Below are 12198 nucleotides of genomic sequence, written 5' to 3' on the forward strand. Positions count from 1 at the left end.
CCAAGAAATAATGAATGTGCAAAGCCAACTCCTTTTTATTGGGAGTTCTGCCAAAACATTAAAATTATGGTGGCAGAACGAAAGGGGGTTCGCAGACTGGAAACAAAGGAACCAGCACACCCGAAGGTGTCCCCCTTCCGCCCTACCGTAGAGAAAAAGGGGGCGAACGAGTTCCCGACACACAAAACAAGAGTTTTGCATATCGACTTTGTTTTCCCGGTCTGCGACAACCGACTGGCAATGTGGCCAGCAGGCAAAGGATAGTGCTCTACCCTTTGGCAGTCAAGCACACTAAACGATATTTGCTTTAAAATAGATCATTAAAAAGTAAGGATAAATAATGAGTGAGTTATTATTAAAGAAGGGTTTATAACGGTATTGAAATTTATATAGATATATTAGTTTCGACAGGTAAGATTAGAATATAAAATGCTAAATGATGAAATGAATGATGTAGAAAGTTTCAGTTAGAAATCGCAATAAGTCACCAATATGCCTTTAAACCTATTATTTATACTTCTCTCAATCAGCTTCCTGCTCCGAACAACTCAATAAGAATATAATGGTAAAAATAGTTGTTTGCTTTTCATTCTATTTCTTTCAATTTATAAAAAATATATAATACTCTCAATAGCTTTCTAATTATCTATTACATTCAATCAAGATCATTTAGTTTCAATAAAGAGAATAAAATGCAAGAACAAGCTTTACCCTCATCTCCTCAAGATTTGAATGAGGATCAAAATATTACGTCTCCACCAATTTCTCAATCAGGCATTTATCATTTTAAGTTTCATGGTAAAGCTTCAGAATATTTTGGAATCTGGATCGTTAATATTCTTTTGACTATTATTACTTTAAGCTTATATGCACCGTGGGCTAAAGTTCGTCGCTTACGCTATTTCTATGGCAATACAGAATTTTTTGAACGTCGCTTTGATTTTACAGGGATTCCAACCAAGATTTTGATTGGACGTTTAATTGCATTAGGAATTTACGCAGTATTTGCAATTTCATCACAGTATTCAATGATTGCGACTGTGGTTGGACTAGTTGCACTATATACAGCAATACCTTGGCTAATTCGCGCTACTTTGCGTTTTACTGCAAGAAATAGTAAGTTCGGCAACGCACGTTTTTATTTTGGTGGAACCATAAAAGAATCTTATAAAGTCTTTCTTTTGAGTATATTGGTATATATTTTCACATTAGGAATCTTTACACCTGTAGCTATTTGGCTATATAAAAAATATTATCTAAACAACTTATATGCTGGACAATTAAATTTTAAATTAAACGCGAAATGGTCTGCATATATGGCTGCAGTTTATATACCAGTTTTTATTGCTATTGGTATAATTGCTATTTTTTCAATCATTTACTTTGCTCTTGTAGGAACAATTGCTGGGTTCTCACCGAACGCTTTAGTCTTCGGAATATTTACGGTATATGCATTTATTGGATTATTTATTTATCCATTAATTGCTGCACGTATTTTTATTACGACATGGAACAATACGACAGTTGGAAACAGTCAATTTAAAACAGACTGTAATCAATGGCGTTTTGCATGGATTGTAGCTTCAAACTGGATAGTAAAAATCTTAACCATAGGTTTAATGTCTGCTTGGGCTGCGGTTCGTATTCACAAATATCAGATTGAATCGATGAGTTTAATTTTATTAGATGATCCAGATCAAATGATGAATCTAGCTCAGCAAGAACAAAGTGCTTTAGCTGAAGAAATCAGTGATATTTTTGATATTGACATCTCTTTATAATAATCTGAGTTTACTTATTTATGTCCCAAGCAGTAGATATCATTTTCTATGATGGCATAGTGTCTAAACCTCACCATGCTCAGATTTCAGCTCAATCTAAATCTGAAGTTCTCATTCGGTATGGTGAGCAATTAGAACAACAACGTCATTATCAATATACTGATATGAAATTGATTGGTGCGCTGGGACAGTTACACCCAGTGATTGAATTATCTGATGATGCACGGATTGAATTTCATAGTGCATTACCAGAATGGTTTAATTACACAACTAAAAAGATTCAATATTCGATCTGGAAACTTGAACGCTCTCCGAGTCTTATTCTTTTTAGTGTAATTTTTGTGATTACTTTTGCGATCAGTCTAGTGAAATGGGGTGTTCCAGCCACATCCCATTATCTTGCTTTTCAATTACCTGAAAATACTTTAAAGAAACTAGGTGATGAAGCTGAGAATTATGTATTAAATAATTGGACTGCACCCAGCCAATTAGCACAAACTCAAAAAGACCAAATTACTAAACAGTATTTGAATACTGTTGCTGAAAACAAACCAGCCAAATTAGTCTTCCGTAAAGGCGATCATTTAGGAGCAAATGCTGTAGCATTACCTAATAATACGATCATCATCACAGATGAACTAATCAAATTGGCACATACGAATCAGGAAATCTTAGGCGTATTAGCCCATGAACAAGGCCATTTGGTTTATCGCCATAGTTTGCAACAAGGGTTAACCAGTTTAGGCCTAAGTATATTATACATTGCAATGACAGGAGATAGTTCAGACTTATTTACCTCCTTACCTGCCGCTATGATAGGTGCAAATTACTCACGTAAATTTGAGTCCGAAGCCGATCTATATGCTTTACAGCTGATGGATAGGAAGCATATAGAAGTCTCGCACTTCGCAAATTTCTTACAACGTTTAAGCGATACAACAGAAGAAGGTATCGATAAAAAAAATCAGTCCAACCCACCAGCTTCTCAAGAAGAATCTTCAGCTAATAAACTATCTACAGCTGTTCTTGATACTTTATCTTCTCATCCTGCAACTGAAGAGCGTATTCGAATGGTTCATGATTTTGAGAAAAAACAACATGCTAAAGATTAAATAGTAGAAAGTGAGGATTCATTCTCAAGACACTATGAAATATAAAGTTAAGCTGAAATCTCAATCTGCTTAACTCAATCCAAATTTCCATATGAGTTGCCAAGTACCAAAACTTTTTAAAGGCACTCAAAATAATTTATAGGCTCACAGAGTCTATCTAGAAAATTTATGGTCTTTAGGAAGTGGAGCATCACATGGTTGATCCGTCTTTACATTGACCATTTTCACAGGCCCATCGTTGTAGATTGTTACCTTACAGCCTTTTACGACATATTCTTGTTGAATCCCACCGTACATTTCATCCTCAGAAACAGCAGATGCAACATCACACGCCTCGTCAGCACGACATATATCCTCTTGCCCACCTACAGCTTCTGCTCCAGCAGCTTCCATTACATCTACAGCACTCTCCTGTACTTCAGCATCTACAGCCTGTATTTTTGCTGCATATGTGTTTGAAAGCTTCATCATAAGAAAAATTGCAAGAAAGAACTTACTACTAGGTTTTATTAAATTCATGAATTATCCATATCTCTTAATTTAAATTTGGTACATAACAGGCGATTTTACTTTGCAAGTTAGTGATGCAAAGGGGTTTATATTATAAGGAGCTATTCTACCCATAATTATACATACAGCAGCAATAGTTGACTCGAAAGAATTCTTCAAACGATTAACAAGATATTGACCATTATGAGGATGCGATTAACTACAAAATATAAAATTAAACTGAAATCTAATTCTGCCGCCACTCAATCCAAATTTTTATATAGGCTTCTAAGTACTAAAAATATTCACATAAAAAAGCCCCTGCATTTAACAGAGGCTTTTCGAATTTGGTGAAACAGTGAAATACTAATTCAAATGAAGTATTGATGACATGGCTTTGTGCAATTCATTTTCCGCTGATTCAATTTTGTTGCTTTGCCAAGCAATATAACCATCTGGTCTGATCATTATGCAAGCATTTTCATCATTACCCCAAGAGCGAGAAAGTTCTCCATAAGAGTCTTCAACGTCTCTTTTAGGGCCTACCTGTATAACGTTAATATCCAAGTTAAGCTCTCTATTCAGGTTATCTAAAGCAAGCTTCCATTTATCACCTTGCAACCAACAGAATAGCGTAAACTTTCCATTTCCAATTAAGTCTAAAATTGAGATTTTTTTATGATTTTTGACTAACCATGTATGAGGGAGTTTATGGCCAGGAGTAAATGAAGGATAATAATGAAGATCTTCATCTCTACTAGAATCTATTTTATTTTCAATAGCAGACTCTTCTCCAATGATTGCAGATGAATAATACCGTACATTCGTTTCTACGCCTAAGGCAGCAAATTCATAAGCTTTATATTCAATTGCAGATCTTAAATCACGGCGTTTAACAGCACCTTTTTCATTACCTTCGCTTAAGGCATTTATACTTCCCTGCATCGTCTCTGTACTGTACTTTCCATCTAACTCTAAAGCAGAAAATATTGTAGAGAACTCTCTAACACTTTGGTTTGCTCGCTTAACAATTCGCTCACCAACAGGTGCTCTTTCTTCATTAAAACTGTCTAATAAACCACTACCCGCTTTGCCATTTAATACAAATGCTAATTTCCAACATAAGTTATAAGCGTCTTGTATAGATGAATTTGAACCGAGTCCATTCGAAGGTGGATGACGATGGACAGCATCACCAATGCAGAAAACACGACCTTTCGAATATTGCTCTGCATACATTTCATTTACTGTCCATAACGACTTACTACTTATGTTTATTTCAATGTCGTTATCGCCAATAAGCTGCTTGCAAATTGCAATCGCCTCATCATCAGTGAGAGATGGTTCTTCTTTTTCAATGTCATATCCCCAAACAATCTGCCATTCATTCCAAGGTCTGACCATACGCAACAAACCTAACCCGATTCCGCCAATATTTGCTCCAGGTTGTATAATCCACCAAAGGTATCCCGGTCGATGCGAGACGTATTTGGTTAAATCGGCTTTAAAAATAATACTGATACTGCCACTTTTCCCCATTTTACCTGCCATAGGTAAATCTAAATCTTTTACGACTTGGCTACTTGCACCATCAGCTCCGATTAAATACTTACAGCGGATTAAGTATGTTTCTTTAGTTAATCTATCTAAAACAGTGACTATTACACCATCCTCGTCTTGTACATGAGATAAATATTCCGTATCAAATCTTGGATGACTCCCTCGTGATGCTGCATTTGAAAGTAAAATAGGTTCAAATAGATGTTGAGGAAGATCGCACTGTTCACAGGGGCTCGCTTTAGCATACTCAGACATTCTTTCTGGATGATTCATTCCATAAGGAAAGCGTCCAATTTCATCACCCGTTAAAGATGTGCAATAAACAACATCTCCCATAACTTCTTTTGGTGCTGCTTTTGCGATTACTTCATCAGAGATCCCTAAATCTCGAACAATTTCCATAGTTCTTTGACTGATATAATGGGCACGCGGACTGTTTGCCAGCCATCTATATTTAGTTATTATGATATTTCTAATTCCATAACTACTTAACATAAGTGCAGCAGAAGAACCTGCTGGACCACTTCCAACAATTAAAACATCAGTTTCTAACATTTTTATCCTATTACTTACATATTTTTGACAGCTAAATAGTTACTACATACATTTAAAGCAAATAACCATTTTGAACATAATATTGCTTCTAAAACTCTTTTAGATCATGTAAGTAAAAACTTCACAACATTAAGTATTAAATTAGTCTATAAAAGTTATAAAGCAGATTTTTAATAAAAATTGATATATCTTCACAGTTCAAGATTCTAATAAATAAAGGAAAATTTAGAAACCAAATGATCAAGAGTCTAAAATAAATATAACATTTAGATTTTATTAGTAGCATTGGCAAATCCCTACAGAATATATTTTTTAGATAGACCTAGGCCTCTGGTTCAATTTCTAATTTTTTAAGCAGATTTTTTTTATTTATTAAAATTCTATGAGCTATACTTTTAAAATAAAATTATGAAGTAATCATTATTTCAATTGTACTTTATATAAACGAATATTATTAACACGATCAATAGGAATTATGAGTTATGGAAAAGCAAGACATGATATCGATTGTAGATAGATATTTTTCCAATACGATTTCTAATCTAACAAATTTTCCAATACATAAGCTAAAAAATGATCCTACTGAAAATGAAAATTCTTTCTTTTTTATACATGACTTTGGTACTTATGAATTAGAAGCTAAATTTAATTATTGTGATGGTTTTCCGCAAAAAATAGCTTTACTGATACATGGCGGCAACTCTGATTTGAGTTCTTTAAGCCCTTTAGAAAATCTACTTAGAAGTAAAAATATTGGAACGCTTTCATTCAATTTAAGTGGTTTAAATAATACGAGTGAAACACAGTCATCTTTATCTCAGAACATAAATGAAAGTATGGTTTTTTACAGCCTTCTAAAAAAAGTGGATATTGTCATTGGATATAGTTTAGGCGGTTATATTGCAATTAATTTAGCTAAAAAATTTCAAATTGATCGATTGATTCTATTATGCCCAGCGATATATTCAGATCAAGCAATCAAAAAAATGTATGGAAATGAATTTAAGGATGAAATTTCCAAACCTTATAGCTTTTACTCATCATCGATTTGGCTTTTTTTAATGGAATATAAAAGAGAAGTCACAATCGTTTATGGAGAGTTAGATGGTATAAAAACAGATAATGGAAAGTCGAAAGGGTTTTATGAAATTAATGGTATTAAGAAATATTCTCCTATTCCCTATGAAATAGTTCAAACCTTAAAAAAAATTTCCATGCGAAAAGCTAACTTTAATTTCATAATTGAGAAAGATAAAGATCATTACCTCTTAAAAAATATCAGAAATTATAATATTTAAAAATTGATTAGATTGGACTGCAAAAATCTTCTTCTTGTTAAAAGCTAAGAGATTAAATTCTGAAATCTTACTTAGCTTAGGCTAAGTTGTTATCATCGAAAAAAGCCCCTTAAACTTTCTAGTTCAAAAGGCTTTTAAAATTCATTTAAATAAGAAATAGCTTTAATTTGTAGGGGCTAATTCAAAATCTGAAACAATACTGCAAAGAGTAGAATATTTGCGATCACTATGGCCCAACCACCATATAGCATGTATTTCAGCTGACTTGAACGAGCTAAGCCCATTTGACCAAACATATCAGAAGATGGGAAAGGACCAAACCAGTCTACTTGGGAGCTTGATAATAAAACTGCTGTAACCGCAACAGGTGGAACGCCATTTGCCAGTAAAATTGGTCCAAAAATTTTATTGGTAAAAGTCATTTGTGCAACAGCTGCCCCTGGAATATGCCCCACAATATTAAATAAGAAAATACCAAAACACAGCATAGCAGGACTTAAGTCGACCAAATACGGTGTCGCATTATCTAACAGTGTTTGATAAGCATTGAGTTTTTCAACAAGAACTAAAATTGGATTGTATAACCAGTAAAGAATAAACATCCATACTAATTTACCGCATCCCTCATAGAGTGCTTCCAAAATTTGTTTAGGACTAAACCCCGCAACTAACCCAGTTAATGTGGCAACAGTAAGCATCACAATAATTGCAAAACTAAAGCCTGCTTTAAAAATAATTCCAAGAATTGCCATCACGATAATTGTGCCAATAAATACAATCGCTGCACGTTTACTTCTTTTCACTTCAGAGGCACTTTCTATTTTTTCAGAAGGTTCTAAGAAATTTTCATTATAGGTATATTTTCCAAAAGTCCACTTTTGAATATAGCCAGACATGAACCAACCTGTAAGAAGGGTGACAACACTCATAGGGATGGCACAAGTGCTCAAATATTGCGGGTAGGTCAAGCCTCCCAACTCTAAAATAGTCACTGTACTTGGTGTAAAAGGTCCTATAAAGAGACCGACAGAACCTGCTGTCATCAAAAGTAATGCAACTGTAGGCGGTGTTAAACCAACTGCCGCAGCAATGGGAATAATGACAGCAACAATAATAGCATTACCACCTGCCATAGTACCCAATGAACCACAAATAACAACTGATGAAATCATGATGCCAAGTTTGACTCGAGGAATACTTGAAAGCCCAACTTTATTGACAATAAATTTGACCAATTCTTTCGCTGCACCTGTTCGGTTGGCAACTTCACCAACCCCGGCTCCCAACATAATAATAAGACCTACAGTCGCAATAAATGAGCCCGTAGACTTTGCAAGAATTCCACCTAATTCAAATACACTGGTGGATGTCATGATCACACTAATGACAATAGCAATAATAACTGCCAGAACAATATCGAGACCAATAACAGTTAAAAGCGCCAAGGCAAAAATAGGCAATAACCCAATTAAACCGACCTCCTCTATCGGTAGGCCTTTTGCATAAAATGCTAAAGCTAAGCTAAAAATAATAATGGTGATAAGGGCAATATTTTTAGGTGTCCTTATATTAGGTATTGTTATAGAAGATTGCTCAACTGACATATGTATCACTCCTTGATCATTGGGCATTGAATTTCTCACCAATTTACAAGGGTTCATTGACATTAAATAATGAATTCTAATAGATTACCTATAACTATTAGTTATGTGCTTATTTATGAATCTTCGACACCTAGAAATATTCTATTTAGTCATGCTTTTTGGTTCCCTCACAGAAGCAGCATCATCGTTATGCATTTCACAGCCTGCGGCAAGTAAATTGCTCAAACATGCTGAACAACGCCTTGGTTTTGCTCTATTTAAACGGGTCAAAGGAAAATTACAACCCACGAAAGAAGCCTATATTTTATATGATGAAATTAAGCCAATTTATGAAAAAATAAATGAACTAAATAAGTTGACGGATAATTTAGCAAGAAATACCCAAGGTCAAATCACACTCGGATGTTTACCCAGTTTAGGTTTGAGCCTCATTCCCAAATTAACTGCAAAATTTCTAAAAAAATACCCTGATGTTTTTGTCAATATTGGTACCGATCATACTCAAGCACTAGAGCAAAAATTATTAAGACGTGAAATTGATATTGCGGTAACATTCCAGCCCCATACTCAGCATGGCATTATTGCCACACCTGTTCTGGAAATTCCTCTGGTTTACATCGATTCTCAGCCTATTGAATCAAAACAAGATATTCATTTAATTGATGAAAACAGGTGGATTCAACCCTACTCAGATTCCCTTATGCAAGTCGTAAAAAAGTACAGAACATTTAATAAAAGTATTGTGAATGTACAAACCTACTATATGGCGAGTGAACTAGTACGCGAAGGTTTAGGGTGTAGCATTACCGATATTTATACTGCTGCACACTCCTTACCAAATCATATGATTCATGAAATAAAACCAAGTTTATATACCACAATTTATATTTTAAAAAATGCCAATGTAAGTACGACCAAAGCGACTGAAGATTTTATTGAATTGATTAAAAGAGAAATTGCTTCGATGACGCCGTCGATTAACTAAAAGTTATGAGTACTACGTAAAAACTCATTTGTTTAACTCTTTTTCTTCTTCTTTAATACAAATGTGTGTTGCAAATATAGCATGGAAGAATGAAAAAACATGTCGTTGTCATTGGTGGTGGAGTCATTGGTTTAAGTACAGCCTATGCACTTATTCACGCGGGTCATCAAGTCACAATAGTGGAAGAAAAAGACCAGATTGGTTGCCAGACAAGTTTTGCAAATGGTGGTCAACTCAGTTATCGCTATGTTGCACCTTTAGCAGATGCGGGCGTGCCGTTTCAGGCGCTGCAATGGTTAGGAAAAGCTCATTCGCCTTTAAACTTTAAATTGAATTTTTCACCTCTTCAATGGTCGTGGTTATTCCAATTCCTCATGGCATGTAATCGCAAAGATAACATTGTGAACGGCAGTCATATTTTACGGTTATCTCTCTATAGTCAAAGTATTATGTCTAAATGGCGTGATGAAATTGATGATTTTGACTGGGTAAAATCGGGAAAAATGATTATTCATCGTGATGAAAAAACTTTTAGAAAAGCAGCAACAGGGATAGATCCAAATGTTCAAAAAGTACTGTCACCTGAAGAAACTGTTCAACTTGAACCAGCATTGAAAGGTATTGAATCTACATTAGTGGGTTCAATTTACACACCTGATGATGAAACAGCAGATTGCTACAAATTTTGTTTAGCGTTGTATAAAGCACTAGAAAAGAGTAGTAACTTCACATGTTTATATACACATGAAGTGACAGATTTTTTTGCAGAAAATAATAAAGTTATTGCGATTGAAACAAATCAAGGACGTATAGAAGCAGATGAATTTGTCGTTGCTGCGGGCAATGGCAGTACTGCAATTTTTAATATGGCGGGTATTTCAGTCCCAGTTTATCCATTAAAAGGATATAGCCTGACTTTACCCTTCCCAGAAAAAGCCAATATTGTACCCAATATGAGCGTGACCGATTATGCAAATAAAATTGTATATGCGAAATTGGGAAATCAGCTTCGCATTGCGGCAATGGTCGATATTGGCTATCAAGATATCTACATTCGAAAAGAACGTATAAATGCATTGAAAGATACGGTACGAAAAACATTTCCCGATTTATTGGGTGTAAATACTGCACAAGAATGGAGTGGTTTACGTCCATCCACCCCTACAGGTTTACCCATTTTGGGTCGTACGAAATATTTGAATTTATGGGCAAATATTGGCCAAGGTAGTTTAGGTTTCACATTGGCTGCTGGTTGTGCCATGGTCATTAGTCAATTAATTAGCCAAGCAACCTCACCAATTACATTAGATGGTTTATCTCTGGAGAAATAAAATGAGTCATGACATTCAACGTATTGATACGAATGCACGTTTATCAGGCTGCGTGCTTCATAACGGTTTAGTGTATGTTTCGGGTCAAGTGCCAACAGCTTTAGATGCTGACGCTAAGCAGCAAACTTTAGAAGTTCTGGCAAAAATTGATGCTTTACTAGAACAAGCTGGTAGTGATAAAAGCCGTATTTTAACTGCACAAATTTGGATTAAAAATATTGCCGAAGATTTTGCAGTGTTCAATGAATGTTGGGAAGCGTGGTTACCAGATGGTGCAGCACCAGCACGTGCGGCTATTCAAGCAGATTTGGCACGTCCGCAAGTATTAGTAGAGGTGATGGTTACAGCGAGTGTTAAGTAATATTTGCCTTAAATAAAGCCAGTGAATTTACTGGTTTTATTAATTTCATGTTCAAATATAGCCACTCATCAACTCGATGTTGCACATCTTTATAGGTAACGCCGATCACCTCATTCTTAATAAATACTTTACGAATTGATTTTAATCTAACCATTTAAGCTGAGATAAAATAAATTTTTCAAAAGGCATTTTTAAAATAAAAAACCATTCCAAAAAAATTAAAATGGGTCTAGTGAAAACACTGAGCCTGAAATAGTAAAAAATTAGAGCCTAACAATATCTACTGTAATGATTTGATGAGTAAATACAATATATATTCAAATAATTTTTAGATGAAATTTACTAAAATTATATTATATTAATTAACAAAATGTATTTCCTTTACTTCTTCATTTAAAATTTTTAATGCAGTTAGACAAATATCTAAATATTGATTATCTGTAATTTTTTTAGGATAGGTATTAGCATCAATATTAATAATTACCTCATTCCACGTAAAAAGTTTTCTAAATGTATTTGATTTACATGCCACATCACCACTCAAAAAATCAGCTTTACGATTATAATATTGTGGTGAATACATAAAAACTCGAAACCCACCTTCCACCACAATATCACCTTCCCACTTTTTCCCTATTAGTTTATCTATATCTATAACTCTAATAGTAAAACCATTAGCACCATAATACTCTCTTGGTATTAACCAAAAACGACCATTACGTTTTATTAAAAAATATTTACGAGACTCAAATTTTGGTAGTCGTGCGAAGTCTTCTTGTGTATAAGAGTCAAACTCTTCAGCTAGCCTAATCCTTTCCCGTTCCATATTTGAATGAATAAGAGCATCTTGATCTTTCTCTGTTAAAGGAACACATTTATATACAAGCCATGCTATAAAAATAATTAAAAGCAAAATCCATATAAAACCTTTAGTTGGTGTGTAGTTTTTTATTTTCATTTTTCCACCTTTAATAAACTAAGAATTAATACACCTACATTTTGATGTGTGTTATTTGGGGGTAAAAGCATAGATAAAAAAAAGCCCCTGCTTTTAACAGGGGCTTTTCGAATTTGGCGGAAGCGGTGAGATTCGAACTCACGGAGGACTCACACCCTCGTCGG

11 protein-coding genes are annotated in these 12198 nt (G+C 34.5%); 7 read left to right on the forward strand and 4 right to left on the reverse strand.

Annotated features, from left to right (window positions below):
- The 3 genes from ODQ17_RS18590 to ODQ17_RS18600 all read left to right on the forward strand — a co-directional run.
- A partial coding sequence (locus ODQ17_RS18590; protein WP_322905511.1) for a hypothetical protein occupies positions 1-264 on the forward strand: 264 nt, incomplete at its 5' end.
- A 428-nt stretch (positions 265-692) separates the two neighbouring features.
- Positions 693-1781, forward strand: coding sequence for a YjgN family protein (locus ODQ17_RS18595; protein WP_322905513.1), 1089 nt, complete (start codon positions 693-695; stop codon positions 1779-1781).
- A 20-nt stretch (positions 1782-1801) separates the two neighbouring features.
- Positions 1802-2893, forward strand: a complete 1092-nt coding sequence (locus ODQ17_RS18600) for a M48 family metallopeptidase (RefSeq protein WP_322905515.1) — start codon at positions 1802-1804, stop codon at positions 2891-2893.
- 153 nt (positions 2894-3046) lie between these two features.
- Here ODQ17_RS18600 and ODQ17_RS18605 read toward each other — a convergent pair whose 3' ends face one another.
- Positions 3047-3364: a hypothetical protein gene (locus ODQ17_RS18605; RefSeq protein WP_322905527.1), complete on the reverse strand. Its 318-nt coding sequence runs from the start codon at positions 3362-3364 to the stop codon at positions 3047-3049.
- 384 nt (positions 3365-3748) lie between these two features.
- Complete coding sequence (locus ODQ17_RS18610; RefSeq protein WP_322905517.1) at positions 3749-5497, reverse strand: FAD-dependent oxidoreductase; 1749 nt, start codon at positions 5495-5497, stop codon at positions 3749-3751.
- Positions 5498-5979: 482 nt separating this feature from the next.
- Here ODQ17_RS18610 and ODQ17_RS18615 point away from each other — a divergent pair, with 482 nt between their 5' ends.
- The gene (locus ODQ17_RS18615) at positions 5980-6795 is read left to right on the forward strand and encodes an alpha/beta hydrolase (RefSeq protein ID WP_322905518.1); all 816 of its coding nucleotides are present in this window, start codon (positions 5980-5982) and stop codon (positions 6793-6795) included.
- Between the two features lie 176 nt (positions 6796-6971).
- Here the strand turns inward: ODQ17_RS18615 and ODQ17_RS18620 are convergent, their stop codons facing one another.
- Positions 6972-8399, reverse strand: a complete 1428-nt coding sequence (locus tag ODQ17_RS18620) for a gluconate:proton symporter (RefSeq protein ID WP_151963510.1) — start codon at positions 8397-8399, stop codon at positions 6972-6974.
- A 115-nt stretch (positions 8400-8514) separates the two neighbouring features.
- Here ODQ17_RS18620 and ODQ17_RS18625 point away from each other — a divergent pair, with 115 nt between their 5' ends.
- The 3 genes from ODQ17_RS18625 to ODQ17_RS18635 all read left to right on the forward strand — a co-directional run bounded on the left by ODQ17_RS18625 (position 8515) and on the right by ODQ17_RS18635 (position 11076).
- Positions 8515-9384, forward strand: coding sequence for a LysR family transcriptional regulator (locus ODQ17_RS18625; RefSeq protein WP_322905520.1), 870 nt, complete (start codon positions 8515-8517; stop codon positions 9382-9384).
- A gap of 89 nt (positions 9385-9473) precedes the next feature.
- Complete coding sequence (locus tag ODQ17_RS18630; protein WP_322905522.1) at positions 9474-10715, forward strand: D-amino acid dehydrogenase; 1242 nt, start codon at positions 9474-9476, stop codon at positions 10713-10715.
- A 1-nt stretch (position 10716) separates the two neighbouring features.
- Positions 10717-11076, forward strand: a complete 360-nt coding sequence (locus tag ODQ17_RS18635; RefSeq protein WP_322905524.1) for a RidA family protein — start codon at positions 10717-10719, stop codon at positions 11074-11076.
- A 358-nt stretch (positions 11077-11434) separates the two neighbouring features.
- On the opposite strand, the gene ODQ17_RS18640 is transcribed toward ODQ17_RS18635, so the two are convergent.
- On the reverse strand, positions 11435-12034 hold the full coding sequence (locus ODQ17_RS18640) for a hypothetical protein (protein WP_322905526.1): 600 nt from the start codon (positions 12032-12034) through the stop codon (positions 11435-11437).
- Positions 12035-12198 lie beyond the last annotated feature (164 nt).

The organism is Acinetobacter sp. IRS14 (assembly GCF_034650275.1).
Lineage (GTDB): Bacteria > Pseudomonadota > Gammaproteobacteria > Pseudomonadales > Moraxellaceae > Acinetobacter > Acinetobacter oleivorans.

Bases quoted from the DNA above. Each gene is read 5' to 3' on its own strand.
- ODQ17_RS18610 (WP_322905517.1), bottom strand. From the start codon at position 5,497: ATGTTAGAAACTGATGTTTTAATTGTTGGAAGTGGTCCAGCAGGTTCT.
- ODQ17_RS18635 (WP_322905524.1), top strand. From the start codon at position 10,717: ATGAGTCATGACATTCAACGTATTGATACGAATGCACGTTTATCAGGC.
- ODQ17_RS18605 (WP_322905527.1), bottom strand. From the start codon at position 3,364: ATGATGAAGCTTTCAAACACATATGCAGCAAAAATACAGGCTGTAGAT.
- ODQ17_RS18615 (WP_322905518.1), top strand. From the start codon at position 5,980: ATGGAAAAGCAAGACATGATATCGATTGTAGATAGATATTTTTCCAAT.
- ODQ17_RS18630 (WP_322905522.1), top strand. From the start codon at position 9,474: ATGAAAAAACATGTCGTTGTCATTGGTGGTGGAGTCATTGGTTTAAGT.
- ODQ17_RS18625 (WP_322905520.1), top strand. From the start codon at position 8,515: ATGAATCTTCGACACCTAGAAATATTCTATTTAGTCATGCTTTTTGGT.
- ODQ17_RS18620 (WP_151963510.1), bottom strand. From the start codon at position 8,399: ATGTCAGTTGAGCAATCTTCTATAACAATACCTAATATAAGGACACCT.
- ODQ17_RS18600 (WP_322905515.1), top strand. From the start codon at position 1,802: ATGTCCCAAGCAGTAGATATCATTTTCTATGATGGCATAGTGTCTAAA.
- ODQ17_RS18595 (WP_322905513.1), top strand. From the start codon at position 693: ATGCAAGAACAAGCTTTACCCTCATCTCCTCAAGATTTGAATGAGGAT.
- ODQ17_RS18640 (WP_322905526.1), bottom strand. From the start codon at position 12,034: ATGAAAATAAAAAACTACACACCAACTAAAGGTTTTATATGGATTTTG.